This window comes from Mucilaginibacter conchicola (assembly GCF_003432115.1).
In the GTDB taxonomy this organism is placed as follows: Bacteria; Bacteroidota; Bacteroidia; order Sphingobacteriales; family Sphingobacteriaceae; genus Mucilaginibacter; species Mucilaginibacter conchicola.
Genome location: NZ_QWDC01000002.1, coordinates 1,438,563 through 1,454,005, shown reverse-complemented (window position 1 = coordinate 1,454,005; position 15,443 = coordinate 1,438,563). Strand labels below are relative to the sequence as shown.

Below are 15,443 nucleotides of genomic sequence, written 5' to 3'. Positions count from 1 at the left end.
ATATTCATTTCCAGTTTACCGTTACCCGGCCATTCCCCGGTATTATATAGGCCAAGTGACCATGATTTATTTCCTGACCAGTTACCCGGATATCATCAACCCTGACTTCAAACGCGGGAAGTTTTTTCAGATCAGTCTTTACGATCACGAGCCTGCTTTGCAGCCGCCCGTCACCCGCCAGTTTAAATTTGGCCGGGCGGTGTTTTTCGGGCGAGAAGCCATAGGTCGGATAGTCAGTGCAGATCATAAATGACTCCTTTTCGATCCGCATGTAATGCCGCGGCAGGATACCGAAAGCGTTCCCGGCCCCATAAACCTCCTGACCGACCTCCCCGGATTTTTCCCAGCCGTCATGCAGGTCCTCTAGCGCGATCCAGAGACCGGCGTCCACTTCGCCGGTTTTCACTTTTTCCGCCAGCATTTCTTTGGGCAGCATCGGCGGATAGTAAAAGACCGCCCTGTCGACAAGGTACCGGATGTACTCCGCCATCAGCAGGCGCAGGGAGGGCAGGATATCAACGTCCTCCGCGTGGCGCAGGTAATCATGGAAGGCGCAAAAAACTTCTTCCTCTTCGTAAGCGGCCGTATAAGGCGCGTCGTTCAGCGGGAAAAGCGCAAAGAATGACGGGAAATTTTTACCGTACCCATAATTGCAGTCCCACAGCCTGGTGTTTTTAAAAACACTGGCCAGGCAAAGATAGCTCAGCTCCCGGTAAACCTCTTTCTTCGTGATCTTATATAACCGCAACAACGCGCCCGCAGAAAAGGCAGTATTGTTCGCCTGGTAAAACACCTCAAAGCCCGACCCTTTCAGTTTCAGCGCCGCCTTCTCAGCTTCCGCGAGATAGCGCTTTTCACCCGTCAGCTCCCAGGCCTGCAGCAATACATGCGCATAGAGACCCGGCACATCCTTTTCGCCGCCCTTGCCCGGCTGGGTTTCCGCCTTGATCACTTCCAGCGTATCCATCTTATAAAATACCGGCCAGTTGTAGTCAAATTTACGGGCCACCTTGATCACGAATTCCAGTGAGCCCAGGAACAACTGCTCCGCCGCCTTATCGCCTTTCAATGCTAAGCGCGATAAATTAAGCATCGGGTGTTGCAGGTACCAGGAATCCATGACCAGCGGTTTTTTATGTTCTTCCTCGCCGTTCAGCTTGTCCAGCGCTTTGGGATGCCAGCGCATAATGGTTTTCAAATCCTCGTCATAGAACGGCGGCAAACCCGCCTTGATCTTTTTCATCACCTCCAGCCGGTCACCGTTCCATTCCACGTAGTCCAGCAGGGGCAGCAGGATTGCCAGCTGGACCATGATCTCCGACGGGGTCAGGTAGTCACAGACATAAGCATTGAAATAATGGTGACCGTCAACCTGTGACCAGCAGCCCGGACTGTCCTGCAGATCGGCGAGGCCTTTCTTCAATGTGTCCGGCCATTCCTTATAGCTGGTGGGCGGCAGCGGCAGGCGAAGGTAGATCGCGGCCAGCAGGTCCAGGTATTGCCTGGCCATCGCCGCTTCATCCGCCGGCACCTCGTCGCTCAGGGCAATGAAAGCGTCGCTGACGATATATTGCTGACCGGCTTCCAGCGGCTTATTTTTTTGCGTCGGCGGCAGCGCGAAACCGATTTCCGGCCATTCGCCGCCTACCGTATCGCCGGCCGAGGTTTCGGTAGCCTGATTATAATCCGACAGCGCCGTCAGGTTCTGCAGATAAAAAACCGAACCGGCAGCCGGCCGCGTTAAACTGAAATACAACTGACCGGAACGTGTGCCCACCTGGCTGACCCTGACATTGCCTTCCGCCAATAAGTCGCTGCCGGCAGCACCCAATACCACGATATCGCGCGGCCAGTAGGGAAAAAGGAGCGGCGCAGCCGGCCTGAGCCTCGTCGTCAGGCGGATGACCGGTATCCCTTCACCCGGCAGTTCCAGTACGGTCTCAAACAAGCCGATCAGAGAAGAACACCGAAAAGTAATACGCTCGCCTGAGGTTGCCGGCTGTTCCAAAACCAGCGCGTCATTCGGAGCATAAGCCATCCGGAAGCCGATCCGGCTGCCCTTCGGCCAGCTAACCACCAGCCAGCAACTGTCGCCGGTCAGGTATACCCGAAGCCAGTAGCCGACGGCATGTTGTTCATAAACCGCAGGCAGGGAAGAATCATTTAGTTTTGAATTGGCTGTGAGCAGCCAGGCTGATACAGGTTTCATGATCGAACTCAGGTTGCGTCCTGAAATAACTACTATCGGTTAAAAAATGTTTGTTAGTTTTCTTTCTAAAGAATTTTATTAATTGAAAATTTCGCTTGACCGGTTGGGTTGAAAGATGAAAGAACTACCCGATACAAGCGAGCCATTCCTGATACAGTTGTTGTATTCTTTTACGTCCGGTTCTTAAAATGAACCTAACCCGCTATGTGTTTATCCAGCCTCAATAGCACTTAATTCAGGAAATAGCGAAAACTGACGGGTTTGGACGGTAATTTGCACTATCAGCTGAAATTCCTGATGATGGCAAGAAGGATATTGGTTATAGATGATGATGAGGACATCCTGGAGATATTAAATATTATTTTCCAGGAGAACGGATACGATATCGTAATGTCCAACACCGGCGAAGCCGCCGAGCATATCCGGGTGATTCAGCCGGACCTTATTCTGCTGGATGTTCGGATCATCGGTTCGGCTAAAAACGGCCCGGAGATTTGTAAAGAAATTAAATCGCAGCTGGAAACCCGCCACCTGCCAGTTATGCTTGTATCTGCCGAGTCCGATCTGTCTGTCATTGCAAAAGAATGCGGTGCCGATGCTTATATTAGAAAACCTTTTGATATTTTTGATTTGCTGGCAAAGACGGAGGAATGCCTCGCCTAGCTTGTCAGCAGGAGGCCTATGACAAATGAATCAGGAAAGCCGTCCCCTAAGCAGATACAGTTAGGGTCAGCAAAGCTAAGATCTTTCTTCATCGATCACCTTAACCGGATCTGTAGCGCCAAAGCTCATTTGGTAGCTAAGCTGCCGCAGTTGAATGACGAGGTTTATTTCAAGGACCTGCAACTCGCTATCCGCGAGACCGTTGAGGATGTGGAAAAGCAAATGGCGCGTATGGACGTGATTTACGAATTGCTGGATGCCACCCGGGCCGATGGCAGTATCATGGGCCTGACCGGCCTGGTCGACGATGCGTTCGAAGCTATCGCGGCACAGGCAGATGAAGCCGAGCTACGTGATATGTCCATCATATTTTATCTCCAAAATATCGAGAGTATGGAAATGGCCTCTTTCCAGGTGTTGCAAATGGCTGCTGTCAAGTTGAAAAACAAACAGATCAAACAACTGCTTCAGGAAAATTACGATGAGGCCAGGGCCGACCGCACCTTATTATTGCTCATCGCCGCCAAATACATCACCAAATAACCGCCCGCTTTTCGACACTACGTATTTTTAAACAGGCGGTGAACAAAATCACGCCAAAGCGGATTAATCAATCTGATAAGTTTTTCAATTATTGCGTAGCCTGCATATGTCAGATGAGAAAAGAAACACGGATGACCACGTCGTGAGCAAGGATATCGAGTTGCTAAAAAAAGCGATGGACGCTTCCATTTCGGGGATCATCATTACCGATAACAACCAGCCGGATAATCCAATCATTTATTGTAATGCCGCGTTCGAGCAGATCGCCGGCTACAGCCGCGCCGAGATCATCGGACACAACTGCCGGTTCCTGCAAAAGGACGACCGCAATCAACCTGCCCGCGCTCAATTGCGCCAGGATATCGCCGCGGGCAAAAACTCCGTGATCGAGATCAGGAATTATCGAAAAGACGGTACCCTGTTCTGGAATGAACTAAATGTATCGCCGATCAGGAACAACAGCGGTGGGGTCGATTATTTCATCGGGGTCAGAATGACGTGACCCGCAGAAAAAATGCCGAGGAGGAACTCCGGTCAAACCAATCGAAACTAGAGCAGCGGGTAGCCGAGCGCACCCAAAGTCTCCGTGAAAACGAGGAATACCTCGCCAGTATTGTTCAGACCGTGCGCGAAAGCCTGGTCGTTCTTTTCCCGGATTATAAAGTGATATTTGTCAATGACCACTTCAAGCGCACCTTTAAAGTTTCCCGCGAAGAAACTGAAGGCCGCAGTTTATTCGACCTGGGAAACGGCCAGTCGGATATTGCCGAACTCCGCCGCTTGCTTGAACAGATCCTGCCGACCAATAACCCCGTTATCGATTTCGAGGTCAGCCATGATTTTCCGCACATCGGCAAAAAATTCAGTCCGTGTGAAGTTGGCGGTTTTGATTTTCCATATTGTTATGAGATTAACGGGCTTTAATATTGTTTGTGCCCGGCGCAATTTTTCGTTGAATCTGATAGCCAATTCCTGCAAACAAGGCGAACACCACATGTGCCGGTACCAGTTGTAAATAATATTTATCAAAATTAAGCTTCGGCGGCACCGGGTGCATTTTAAAAGTCGACCTCCAGATAGCAACAGCCACGAGGCCACTGATCCCACCCAGCCATAAGCTGGTTTTCCAGTCAGGCCTTAATTTACCGCTGCGCCAGAGTTCCACATAGACTACGGCAAAAAGCAGGCCCACACCATAATGCCCCAGCCAGCCCAGCGCCCGACTTTGTTCCTCATCCAGCTTCGGCAACATTCGCTCCGCCAGCTGGCCCAGACGTTCCGGCTCGCTAAAGTTTTCCCCCTCCGCCAGTGAAACCAGGTAGCTGAACAACGTCATAAAGGTTGTACCGGTAATACCCGGGATCAATACCTCCTTAGCTCTCATCGGCATCCATTTTAAATAAGTCTTTTGTTGCCGGACCTGTCAGGACTTTACCGGCAATATCATAACGCGCACCGTGGCAAGGGCAGTCCCAGCTTTTCTCCGACGCGTTCCACTTGACGATACAAGCCGCATGGGTACAGACCGGGCTCAACGCATGAAGCTTACCGGCTTCATCGCGGTAAGCGGCGATCTTTTCACCGTCCACTTCGACCACCTTGCCCGTTCCCGGCTGCAAACGTTTCAATGAATCACTATTCTTTATCCCAAAGCGGTCAGCCACAAAATGGTAGGCCACATCCGCGTTCTCTTTGACTAACTCCGTAAAGCTGTCTACCGGTTTGATCCTGGCCGGGCTAAACAGCTTTTCATATTTACTTTCCCTGCCCGATATCAGGTCGCTCAATGTTTTCCCCGCGATACTGCCCAGCATCATCCCGTTACCATTATAACCCGTTGCACAATAAATGCCCTCGGCCGCCAGTGGCATCTGCCCGATATACGGCAGTCCGTCGACCGGTACATAATATTGCGAAGACCAACGGTATTTAACCGACGAGACATTATAATACTTCCTGATATACTTTTCCAGATCGGCAAAAGCCTTTTCCGGATCTTCATGCCCCGTTTTGTGGTCCAGTCCGCCTACCAATAACAGTTCCTGACCGTCGATCACATGCGTGCGCACAAAGTGGTAGGGTTCCTGGCTGTCATAAATTAAGGCCTCGGGATATTTCCCGCTTTTGAGTTTGACCGCCATCACATAGCTGCGATAGGGGGCGCATTCAAAATTGAACACATTGATATTCGGCGGCAGATGTGTCGCATAAATGATCGCTTTGGCGCTTACCGGACCCTGATTGGTTTCCGCAATATGGATGCCTGAAGGCGTATTTACTCCGCTCACCAGCGTATTTTCTAAGACCACACCTTCCAAAGACAAGAAAGCCTTTTCCAATCCCAGCAAATATTTCAGCGGCTGGAACTGCGCTTGCACCGGCCATAACAATGCTTTTGTATAGTCCACCGGCGTCGGTACCTCACTTACGTATTCGACCGCTACACCTGCTTTGATCGCCCCTTCGTAAATGTCATCCAACTGCTTAGCCTCTTTATCCGTTTCGGCGTAGAGATAGCCCACCCTGGTTTCATAATCACAATCAATTTTAAATTCGTCTATATACGTTTTGATCAGCCCGGCACCCTCCGTTACCGCATCGGCAAACAATTCCGGCTGATCAACTTGCGCATAAGTCGTATCTGCAAAAGTATTGATATGCGCGCTCGTGCCGCCCGTTGTACCGAAACCCACCGAATGCGCTTCCGCCAGGACGACCTTTTTACCGGCTTTCGCCAAACCGATCGCCGCCGTAAAACCGGTGATGCCGCCACCGACGACCAGCGCATCATAAACTATTCCGGCTGCAACCCCTGCCGGTGCGCTGATGCCATTTAAATTGATTTGCCAGGGGCTCTGCTGCCCGCCGTCACGGGCGATTCTAGGTTCGTTTTGTGTTGCCATACTATAAATACAAAGACAACCACCCCATGTTTGAAACTATCTTACATATTATTAAACAAAAAAATTTCCTTTAAGTTAAATAGAGACATCAAAACTTAAAAAGCTACCTTATGAAAGCAGCAGTATTTCACAAACCCGGGGAATTAGCGCCCAAGGGCATCCGCGTTAACGGCGTCGCACCCGGCCCCATCTGGACACCCCTGCAAGTCAGCGGCGGCGCCAGTATGGAAAAACTCAGGAACTTCGGCGGGCAAACCCCCATGGGCAGGCCCGGCCAGCCCGTTGAGTTATCCTCTATCTATGTGCAATTAGCCGCCCGCGACGCCAGCTATGCCACCGGGCAGGTCTATGGCGCAACCGGCGGCGCAGGCATGCCTTAACCCGATAGACAACATGAAAAAATTCACCAGTAGTATCATTGGCGGCATCGCCGGGGCCGTCGCCCTCAATATCCTGCACCAGGTAATTAAACAATTCGACCACGAAGCACCGCGCGTTGATCTCGTCGGCGAAGAAGCCTTAAGTAAAGGCTTGAGCACCATCGGTTTGGAACCGCCAAGCGGAAACGCTTTATTTACCGCGACCCTCGCTGCTGACCTGCTCAGTAACGCGGCCTATTACAGTCTGATAGGCTTTGGTAAAAAGAAATTCCTGCCGCTTGCGGGTTTGGTCGCCGGCTTAACTGCCGGTATCGGCACACTGGAACTGACCGCACCGCTCGGCCTGAGCGATGCGCCCGTCACCCGCACCGAAAAAACCAAACTGCTCACGGTTGCCTGGTACACCTTCGGCGGGCTGGTAGCTGGAACCGTTATGTCCGCCTTAAGAAAAAGATCATGAACGAACTGAACCGCTTTATAGAAGCACAGACCCGTGATTATGCGACCGCGCTGGACGAAATCAAGGCCGGACGCAAGCGCAGCCACTGGATGTGGTACATCTTTCCGCAGGTCGCCGGCCTGGGCAAAACGGACACTTCCAAGCATTATGCTATACGGGATGTCAAAGAAGCCGAAGCTTTCCTGTTAGATCCGGAACTGGGCCTGAAACTGGTAGAGATCTGCAAGGCACTGCTTCAACTGGAAACCGACGATGCCCACACCATTTTCGGGAGCCCTGACAATCTCAAGCTGCATTCCTCGATGACGCTTTTTGACGCTGTTCCGGCGACCTTTCCCGTTTTCAGCCAGGTATTGGCAAAATTCTTTGGGGGCAAGCGGGACCAGCGGACCTTGGAACTTTTGAAACAAAGCCGCTAAGGCTAAGCCAATCCCTTGAGCCTACTTAGTGTTAAAACCTAAGAAAAAAACATACAATCAAACTAAAAATAATACACCATGAAAAATCCACATTATTATTTATCCCGGTGATCGCGGCCGGTTTATTACAGGCCTGCTCCGGCAACAAATCAGCGACCACCTCGGACAGTACTACCGTTAAAACCGACAGCACCACCGCTACGACCGTCGCTTCAGCCGATGCCTCAGCCAGCGCCGTGTCAGACACCACCTTCGCAAATAAAGCCGCGGCAGGCGGTATGGCCGAAGTTGCACTCGGCAAAATGGCCGCCGGCAAAGGCATGAGCAAGGACGTTGTAGATTTCGGCAACATGATGGTCATGGACCACGGTAAAGCCAATGATGAACTGAAAGGTATCGCTCAAAAGAAAAGCCTGACCCTGCCTGCCGGTCTTGATGCCGAACACCAGGCGAAAAGCGACAGCCTGAGTAAACTGAGCGGTGCCGTTTTGATAGAGCTTATTTGGCTGCCATGGTCGAAGGCCATCAAAAAACTTTGGCTTTAATGCAAGCCGAAGCTTCCGGTGGAAAAGACGCAGACGTGAAAGCTTTTGCCGCCAAGACCGCACCGGTGGTACAGCATCACCTGGAAGAAATCCAAAAGATCCAGGCCAGCCTGAAATAATCCTCAAATAAACAAAAAAGCCGCCTTAACGGGCGGCTTTCCAGTTTTAACGAAGAGCATCTTAAGCGTTTGTAGATCATAAAAAAGAGCCGCCCAAAAGCGTCCCTTATCTTTAAAAGGTTTACTTCGCGCTATCGCGTAAAGCTTTGATACGGTCATGTGCCGCATTGATTTTCTGCGGCTGGTTTTGTACGATCATGATGGCATCAGCGCCCGGTTCATCACCCGATAAGGCATCCTGGTAAGCTTTTTTTATCGCATCCTCGCCGCGTTCCGCTTCCGATAAAATGCTTGCACGGTCGCTGCCCCCGAATAGGGACTTCACGTCGATCCAGGCACGGTGCAGGGTGCCGGTCACACTGTTCCCGGTTTCTACTTCGCCGGCATCGCCAACTAAAGCAGCCCGTTCCTGCCCGTCTTTACGGCTTTGTTCCGCATAACCCCGGAACAGTTCTTTCAGGTCGATATTTTCGTTTTGCGCTCGATGTGGTATTGGCCGGACTGGCTTAAGCCAGTGATCAATCCGATAGCAAACCTAAATCATTAAATGCTGTTCAACTATAATAGCAACGCTCATGAACCATTTTCAACAGGTCAACCAGTTTCTGAAAGATTCTTCTTTTTTCTACACCATCGCGATCGGTATGGACAGCAAGTATACCTATGTCAGTAAAAACTATGACCGGAACTTTGAATTTACGAATGGCACCTTATTGGGCCGGCACTTCAGCGTGACCCTGCACCCTGATGATATCGTCATTTGCGAGCAGGTAGGCGGGCAATGTTTTAGTGAACCCGGCCGTTTATTTTCAGCCACCTTGCGTAAGCACGACGGGCGTGGCGGCTTTGTGACCACCCAATGGGAAATGCAGGCAATCTTTGACGAAAAGGAACAGCCGGAAGGCATTTTTTGTATCGGCTATAATATCACCGAGTTTGTCGATACCCAAAGCCGGCTGGTATCTGCGAACACCCAGCTCAACGACATCGGCTTTATGCAATCCCACCTCGTGCGTAAACCACTGGCTAACATTATTGGGCTCAGTCAAATGATCAGCGAAGAATCAAAGGGTGAAAAAGTAACGCAACTCTCAGCTATGCTCGCCAAAAGCGCGGACGAACTCGACCAGGTGATCAGGGAGATTTCCCGTAAAACTGATGAATAAGCCCTAACAAGCAGCGCCGGAGCTTTCTTAGTGAAACAACTCCTGTGACTCCGTATAATAAGTCATCCGACCGCCGATCTTTTCGCTTTTGATGGCTTCGCCCTTAGCCGTCTCCTTAAGCGTGGCACCGTGCACCTGCATAAAGTCTTTTAACTCGCCCCTCAGTTCATCGCCGTTGGCTTCCGCGATCTCGTCGATGGCTTTGCGCAAGATCACCCTGATACTTTTAAACAATTTTTTTACAACCTTCGCCGGAATCAGATTAGCCACAGAAAAAGGTGATATACCGGCATGGTAAAGAATCTCGTCAGCATAAGAGTTGCCAATGCCCCGCAACTGTTTCTGGTCCATCAGTAGCGTTTTGATTACTGTCTTTTTCCTGGCCAATAATTCCGTAAAATATGCCTCGTCCATGGCCAAAGCATCCGGTACCGAAACCGCCGCCGGTTGTAAGGCCGGCGTAGCCTGCTTTTGAAGGTCTACCACAGCAAAACCCGACCCGCCTTTAAAATGAAAGGCCAGGATCTGAAAGCGTGGCTTTTCGCCGTCTGTCAACGCCACCAACTCACCACGCAGCATCAGGTGCAAGCCTAATACATGCCCGCCCGAAAAATGCAGTTGTACAGTTTTGCCTTCGCGGGAAACCGAGTCCAGTTTCTTCCCCTCCAGAGCCTTACGCAACTCAGCAGCGCTCACATTGAGTTTACGAGTTTCGGTCACCTCCAGCGATTCCAACACTTTGCCCGCATACCTGCGGGTCAGTATCTGCGCAAAGACGGTCAGATCAGGTAGCTCGGCCATAGCAAAACTTTAATGAATTAAACTAATAATCCAGCCATTCCAGCTTGTCGATATCGAAGCCCAGCGAGGTCGCCCTTTGTAAAAAGCGCTGCTTCATTTCTTCCGGCATACTGCTCTCACACGAAAGCAGCCAAAGATAGTCCAGGCCGCTGCCTGAGACCAGCGCGTACTGGTAACCTTCATCGATATCCAGTACATTATAATCAAGATAGATCGGCAGGTAGCAGGCAACTTCCAGTTCACCACGCTTTTCCGCGCCCTTAAACTCGATTGTGCCCGTGGCTTCCATTGCCTTGTTCTTCACCGGATTAAAGGCCCGCGTCACAACCTGGATAGTGCCGTCCTCATTCAGCGAATAACCTTCCGTCACGTCGCGCAGCTCCTTTTCGATCATATTGGGCAAACGCGCTATTTCGTTCCACTTACCCGAATACCTTTCCTAATCAAAGGGCTCGAAGATCGCGCCGGCGGGTATTTTCTTCTTTGGCCCAGAGGGCATAAGCGATACCCGCCACACCGGTAGCTGCCGCTACCGCGATCAATGCTTTTCCTTTTTTCAACATTAGTCTTTAACTACCGCGTCGGTTGCCACCTTAGCCATTTTTTTGGGAACAAACGTCTTCTTATCAATCAGATCCGCTGCCTTATCGCTCACCGTTTCTTTGAACTTACGCGAAAGCTGGCGACGGTATTGCGCGCCTTTATCCGTCAGGAAAAGCCAGCCTAAGCTGATGCCTGCCGCTACACCAACCGCGACCCCTACGATCAGGCCGGTATGGTCTTCTTTTTCAAATGGATTTCTCATAAAAAGATAACAGCTGCTACCGCGTAATGTTCCACTTAAATATCAGGCTCGACAAACGTTTCAATAAACACCGTCAGATAGGCCTGCTCGGCAAGGCTTAATAGATCACCTTTAAAGTGCGAAGGCTACCATTTTCAAAAAAGAATTTGCCCCGGTAATCCGGATTAGCGTCGTCCGGCAACTCCGCCTTGCCTTCTTCAAATTCTGCAGACTCAGTAAATAAATGCGTTTCATCACCGAAGGCATCTTTGTAAACCTTATACACACCGGTAGAACGTAAACCCCGATCATGACTAAGGTGATCATCAGTGCCTGCATGACGAGCGTTTTATTCTTCATAGACCTTCAGATTTTTTTGGCGGAAAACCTCGCGGGTGACCAGTTTGCAGTTTGCCGCCAGCTCCTCCAGGCGGCAGCATTTGGTCCTGACCTTGGCCGGCAGCGCCCCGTCCGTTTCCATCAGATCAATGTGCAGCAAACCCAGGTCATTCAAGGGCTCTTTACCCTGTAAGCTGTCGAACAGGATATCGGCTGCCAGCCGGTCGTCGCCGATGCCGAATTCACCGAACACCCCGAAACCCGCCGGGGTCTTCAAGCTAATCAATAAGGAAAAACGATCTTCCATAACCTCAAAACTTAACCAGTAAATAAAAGGGCCCTGCAAGCAGAACCCTTTTAATAAAACTAATACACTTAAAAAATTACCTGATCTCGATCTGGCGGCGCACCATTTTAGCTTCCTCGCGTTTAGCAATGTCGATCTTCAGCACGCCGTCGGTATAGCTCGCTTCAATCTTTTCAGCGTTGGCGCTTTCAGGCAGCGTGAAAGAACGTACCCAGGAAGCATAGCTGTACTCACGCTTGCTGTAATTCTTTTGCTCATCGCTGTTTTCCGCGCGCTGCTCAACCGAAATGTTCAGCACATTGCGGTCCAGGTTCAGCTTGAAATCTTCTTTCTTCAGGCCCGGCGCCGCCAGTTCCACATGGAAGTGGTCCTCAGTTTCGCTGATGTTCGCCGCAGGTACCCGGCTGGTCAGACGGTCATTGAAAAAAGTGTCGTTGAAGATAGAATCGAATACGTCATTAATGCCTGGCAATAATGAACCGTTGCCAGGTTTTGCCGAATTGAATTTAACCAGTGTCATAGGTCTGTCCTCCTTAAATTACTAATGATTAAAACTTATAATTAATTAAACTAAAGACCTCATTTCAAGCGCTGTGCCAATGGCTAATCCGGCTTTAAAAACTGAAATTTTTTCATTCCGGCTGAAATTTTTTCAGCGATTGAATGACAAATTTTCAAAAGGAGTAAGGGTCACAATCGGCTGCGGTAGCGGCTGAGCGTTTCGCGCGTCATGCCGAGGTAGCTGGCGATGTATTGCAGGGGAACGCGTTTAAAGATGGTCGGATGTTCAGCGATCAGCGTATGGAAACGGGTTTCGGGGGAATCCTTGAGGAAAGCGCCTTCGCGCTTTTCGGCTTCCCTTTGCAATACAGCAACAGAACGTTATATTGAATTCATAGAAAAATATACCGAGATCGATCAACGCGTAGCCAACCATCAGATCGCAACCTACCTGAGGATTCTTCCTGCCAGCTTGAGCAGGATCAGGAGGCAACAATTTCAATCAAAAAAAGAGTGTATTTAGTTCATTAAAAGCCCATTTTGGTCTAAACCATTTTTACAGCCGCCTGGCCAGGTAAGGCGCGGTGCGGCTCTGCTTATTTTTAACAATCGCCGAGGGCTGGCCCTCCACAACGATCTTTCCGCCGGCTTCACCCGCGCCCGGGCCGATATCGATCACCCAGTCGCTGGCCGCGATCACTTCCATATCATGCTCGACCAGGATCACCGTATTACCCGCATCCACCAAGCGATTCAGTTGCAGCAGCAAACGCTCCACATCCGAGGGGTGTAGGCCGGTCGTCGGTTCATCCAGCACATACAGCGTCTGGCCGTGCTGCGCGCGCTGCAGTTCAGTTGCCAGTTTGATCCGCTGGGCCTCACCGCCGCTTAATTCCGTGGCCGGTTGTCCCAGCCGCAGGTAACCCAAACCCACTTCGCGCACCACTTCCAGCGCCCGGCTGATAGCCGGTTCCTCATCAAAGAAATTTGCAGCTTCATCAACGGTAAGTCCCAACACCTCCGCGATGTTCTTGTCTTTATAATGTACTTCCAGCGTCTTGGGATTGTAGCGGGTGCCGCCGCAGGTCGGACAGGGCGTGTAAACACTTGGCAGGAACAATAATTCCACCATCACCATGCCTTCACCTTCACAATGCGGGCAGCGGCCCTTAGCCACGTTAAAAGAAAAACGCCCCGCATCAAATTTACGGGCTTTGGCTGCCGGGGTGGCCGCGAACAATTTGCGGACATGATCGAACAAACCCGTATATGTAGCCAGGTTGGACCTCGGTGTACGGCCAATGGGCTTTTGGTCCACTACGACTAATCTTTTTAAACCCTTCATGCCGCTAACGATCCGCCCGCCGGTGGTTTGCACCTCCGCTTGCTCTAAGGGGTCAGCCTCCGTATCACCCGTACTGTCTACCTGCAGACCCAGTTGTCCGGCGACCAGTTCCACCAGTACCTGGCTGACCAGGCTGCTTTTACCTGAACCCGACACACCAGTCACGCTGGTCAGCACGCCCAATGGAAAAGCCGCATCCAGACCGGACAGGTTGTTCCGGCTGATGCCCTCCAGCTTTAACCAGTCTTTTGACTGGCGCGGGTCGCGCAGACCTTTGACCGCATCTTCATAAATATAATGGCGGGTCACCGATGCCTTGACTTCCCGCAAGCCTTCCGGCAAACCGCTATATAAAATATGCCCGCCTTTCTCACCGGCAGCCGGCCCGACATCGACGATCCAGTCCGCGTGACGAATCACGTCGATCTCATGCTCCACTACAAATAAGGAATTACCCGAAGCCTTCAGTTTATCCAAAGCCCTTAACAACGCTTCCGTATCCGCCGGGTGTAAGCCAGCTGACGGTTCGTCCAGTACATAAACGACGCCGAATAGATTGGAGCGCACCTGCGTGGCCAGCCGCAAGCGCTGCAATTCACCGGGAGATAGCGTAGGCGTGCTGCGTTCGATAGTGAGATAACCTAATCCCAGATCCAGCATTACCTGTAATCTGGCCGAAAAATCCTCAGCAATACGTCTGGCGACCACCACCTTTTCCGGATGCGCGGCTGCCATTTTCTTCAACGCAGTGGCTTCACCCGCAGCATAAGGCGCAAATATCCCGGCCAGTTTATCCAGCGACAGCCGCGAGAGTTCGGCAATATCGTAGCCCGCAAACTTAACCGACAGCGATTCCTGCCGCAGGCGTTTACCCCGGCAAACGGGGCACTCGCTGCTTAACATATACCGGCTGACCCGCTTTTTCATCAGCGCGCTTTGTGAGTTGGCAAATGTATGCCGCACATAACGCCGGGCACCTGTGAAAGTACCCATATAATCAGGCTGTCGCTTATTTTTGATAAAGCGCTGAATCTCCTCATGGGTATAACCCGAATAGACCGGTACCACCGGCTGTTCCTCGGTAAACAAAATCCAGTCCCGTTCTTTTTTGGGCAGGTCCTTCCAGGGTACGTCAATATCGATACCCATCGTTGTCAGGATGTCCCGCTGGTTCTGTCCCTGCCAGGCCGAGGGCCAGGAAGCGATCGCCTTTTCACGGATCGTCAGCCTGTCGTCCGGCACCATCGTTTTTTCCGTGATCTCATAGACCCGTCCCAAACCATGGCATTCCGTGCAGGCACCTTCTGGTGTATTGGGTGAAAAAGATTCCGCATAAATGATCCCTTGTCCTGCCGGGTAATCCCCGGCACGCGAATATAGCATCCGCAGCAAATTGGACAGGGTCGTCACGCTGCCTACTGATGAACGCGTACTGGCTGCGCCGCGCTGCTGCTGCAAAGCCACCGCCGGCGGCAGCCCTTCGATTTCATCCACTTCAGGAATAGCCATCTGGTTGAACAAACGCCGGGCATAGGGCGACACCGATTCCAGGTAACGGCGTTGGGCTTCTGCATACAAAGTACCGAAAGCCAGTGATGACTTTCCCGAGCCGGAGATACCGGTAAACACCACCAGCGCATCACGCGGGATATCCAGGTCTACATTTTTCAGGTTATGCTCGCGTGCCCCACGTACCCGCACGAACCCTGACAGGCCGGTCTCAGTTATCATCATAAAGTTTAAACCCTAAACAGCCCCCTTAGTTTGCAAGGGGTAACGCATTGACTCAACCAAATCGCCGCAAATTTGTTAAACCTTAAAAAAGGAGGAACCATGCCCTGGCCAAAAGGAGAATACCCGCCATCTTATAAAAATCAGCCTAAATACCTGCGTGACAAAGCAGCAGAGATTGCCACCACGCATAATAAAGGGGAAGCCATCGCTACCGGCCTCTAACAG

20 protein-coding genes and 2 pseudogenes are annotated in these 15,443 nt (G+C 51.2%); 10 read left to right on the top strand and 12 right to left on the bottom strand.

Annotated elements, in window-relative coordinates; translation table 11 throughout:
* Nucleotides 1-4: 4 nt before the first annotated feature.
* Complete coding sequence (locus D0C36_RS16155) at nt 5-2,209, bottom strand: hypothetical protein (protein ID WP_117392630.1); 2,205 nt, start codon at nt 2,207-2,209, stop codon at nt 5-7.
* A gap of 261 nt (nt 2,210-2,470) precedes the next feature.
* Here D0C36_RS16155 and D0C36_RS16150 point away from each other — a divergent pair, with 261 nt between their 5' ends.
* The 4 genes from D0C36_RS16150 to D0C36_RS16135 all read left to right on the top strand — a co-directional run bounded on the left by D0C36_RS16150 (nt 2,471) and on the right by D0C36_RS16135 (nt 4,339).
* Nucleotides 2,471-2,872, top strand: a complete 402-nt coding sequence (locus D0C36_RS16150) for a response regulator (RefSeq protein ID WP_233524498.1) — start codon at nt 2,471-2,473, stop codon at nt 2,870-2,872.
* Nucleotides 2,873-2,890: 18 nt separating this feature from the next.
* Nucleotides 2,891-3,415 carry a DUF892 family protein gene (locus D0C36_RS16145; RefSeq protein WP_117392629.1) on the top strand — a complete coding sequence of 175 codons (525 nt, stop codon included), beginning with the start codon at nt 2,891-2,893 and terminating at the stop codon, nt 3,413-3,415.
* Between the two features lie 106 nt (nt 3,416-3,521).
* On the top strand, nt 3,522-3,917 hold the full coding sequence (locus tag D0C36_RS16140) for a PAS domain-containing protein (protein ID WP_117392628.1): 396 nt from the start codon (nt 3,522-3,524) through the stop codon (nt 3,915-3,917).
* Complete coding sequence (locus D0C36_RS16135) at nt 3,914-4,339, top strand: PAS domain-containing protein (RefSeq protein WP_158557131.1); 426 nt, start codon at nt 3,914-3,916, stop codon at nt 4,337-4,339. Before D0C36_RS16140 ends, D0C36_RS16135 begins: the two co-directional genes overlap by 4 nt.
* On the opposite strand, the gene D0C36_RS16130 is transcribed toward D0C36_RS16135, so the two are convergent.
* Nucleotides 4,326-4,799, bottom strand: coding sequence for a hypothetical protein (locus D0C36_RS16130; protein ID WP_117392626.1), 474 nt, complete (start codon nt 4,797-4,799; stop codon nt 4,326-4,328). The genes D0C36_RS16135 and D0C36_RS16130 overlap by 14 nt on opposite strands.
* Entirely contained in the window at nt 4,789-6,318 is a 1,530-nt protein-coding gene (locus tag D0C36_RS16125; RefSeq protein ID WP_117392625.1) for an FAD-dependent oxidoreductase, read from the bottom strand. The genes D0C36_RS16130 and D0C36_RS16125 overlap by 11 nt, the downstream gene beginning before the upstream one ends.
* A gap of 110 nt (nt 6,319-6,428) precedes the next feature.
* Here D0C36_RS16125 and D0C36_RS16120 point away from each other — a divergent pair, with 110 nt between their 5' ends.
* From D0C36_RS16120 to D0C36_RS16105, 4 genes and pseudogenes are all read left to right on the top strand, one after another.
* Nucleotides 6,429-6,698 (top strand): SDR family oxidoreductase, encoded by a 270-nt coding sequence (locus D0C36_RS16120; RefSeq protein WP_199502038.1) that lies wholly within the window; start codon nt 6,429-6,431, stop codon nt 6,696-6,698.
* A 13-nt stretch (nt 6,699-6,711) separates the two neighbouring features.
* Entirely contained in the window at nt 6,712-7,158 is a 447-nt protein-coding gene (locus tag D0C36_RS16115; protein ID WP_117392789.1) for a hypothetical protein, read from the top strand.
* A complete protein-coding gene (locus D0C36_RS16110) occupies nt 7,155-7,577 on the top strand; it encodes a DUF1810 domain-containing protein (RefSeq protein ID WP_117392624.1) in 423 nt (140 codons plus the stop codon). Before D0C36_RS16115 ends, D0C36_RS16110 begins: the two co-directional genes overlap by 4 nt.
* 278 nt (nt 7,578-7,855) lie before the next feature.
* Nucleotides 7,856-8,241: pseudogene (locus D0C36_RS16105) on the top strand (DUF4142 domain-containing protein).
* A gap of 121 nt (nt 8,242-8,362) precedes the next feature.
* Here the strand turns inward: D0C36_RS16105 and D0C36_RS16100 are convergent.
* Complete coding sequence (locus D0C36_RS16100) at nt 8,363-8,701, bottom strand: PA2169 family four-helix-bundle protein (RefSeq protein ID WP_262512207.1); 339 nt, start codon at nt 8,699-8,701, stop codon at nt 8,363-8,365.
* A gap of 115 nt (nt 8,702-8,816) precedes the next feature.
* Between D0C36_RS16100 and D0C36_RS16095 the strand changes: the two genes are divergently transcribed.
* Entirely contained in the window at nt 8,817-9,407 is a 591-nt protein-coding gene (locus tag D0C36_RS16095; RefSeq protein ID WP_117392622.1) for a PAS domain-containing protein, read from the top strand.
* 27 nt (nt 9,408-9,434) lie between these two features.
* On the opposite strand, the gene D0C36_RS16090 is transcribed toward D0C36_RS16095, so the two are convergent.
* From D0C36_RS16090 to uvrA, 8 genes and pseudogenes are all read right to left on the bottom strand, one after another.
* Nucleotides 9,435-10,208: a DNA-formamidopyrimidine glycosylase family protein gene (locus tag D0C36_RS16090; protein ID WP_117392621.1), complete on the bottom strand. Its 774-nt coding sequence runs from the start codon at nt 10,206-10,208 to the stop codon at nt 9,435-9,437.
* Between the two features lie 22 nt (nt 10,209-10,230).
* A pseudogene (locus D0C36_RS16085) lies at nt 10,231-10,635 on the bottom strand (lipocalin family protein); the annotation flags it as partial.
* 135 nt (nt 10,636-10,770) lie between these two features.
* Nucleotides 10,771-11,013 carry a hypothetical protein gene (locus tag D0C36_RS16080; protein WP_117392619.1) on the bottom strand — a complete coding sequence of 81 codons (243 nt, stop codon included), beginning with the start codon at nt 11,011-11,013 and terminating at the stop codon, nt 10,771-10,773.
* Nucleotides 11,014-11,110: 97 nt separating this feature from the next.
* Nucleotides 11,111-11,278 carry a hypothetical protein gene (locus tag D0C36_RS24555; protein WP_158557129.1) on the bottom strand — a complete coding sequence of 56 codons (168 nt, stop codon included), beginning with the start codon at nt 11,276-11,278 and terminating at the stop codon, nt 11,111-11,113.
* 63 nt (nt 11,279-11,341) lie between these two features.
* A complete protein-coding gene (locus tag D0C36_RS16075) occupies nt 11,342-11,638 on the bottom strand; it encodes a hypothetical protein (RefSeq protein ID WP_147322024.1) in 297 nt (98 codons plus the stop codon).
* 76 nt (nt 11,639-11,714) lie between these two features.
* Complete coding sequence (locus tag D0C36_RS16070) at nt 11,715-12,158, bottom strand: Hsp20/alpha crystallin family protein (protein WP_117392617.1); 444 nt, start codon at nt 12,156-12,158, stop codon at nt 11,715-11,717.
* A 170-nt stretch (nt 12,159-12,328) separates the two neighbouring features.
* A complete protein-coding gene (locus D0C36_RS24550; RefSeq protein WP_158557128.1) occupies nt 12,329-12,505 on the bottom strand; it encodes a cyclic nucleotide-binding domain-containing protein in 177 nt (58 codons plus the stop codon).
* Nucleotides 12,506-12,695: 190 nt separating this feature from the next.
* Nucleotides 12,696-15,218, bottom strand: a complete 2,523-nt coding sequence (gene uvrA / locus D0C36_RS16065) for an excinuclease ABC subunit UvrA (RefSeq protein WP_117392616.1) — start codon at nt 15,216-15,218, stop codon at nt 12,696-12,698.
* A gap of 99 nt (nt 15,219-15,317) precedes the next feature.
* Between uvrA and D0C36_RS24880 the strand changes: the two genes are divergently transcribed.
* Nucleotides 15,318-15,440, top strand: coding sequence for a hypothetical protein (locus D0C36_RS24880; protein ID WP_262512201.1), 123 nt, complete (start codon nt 15,318-15,320; stop codon nt 15,438-15,440).
* Nucleotides 15,441-15,443: the final 3 nt, after the last annotated feature.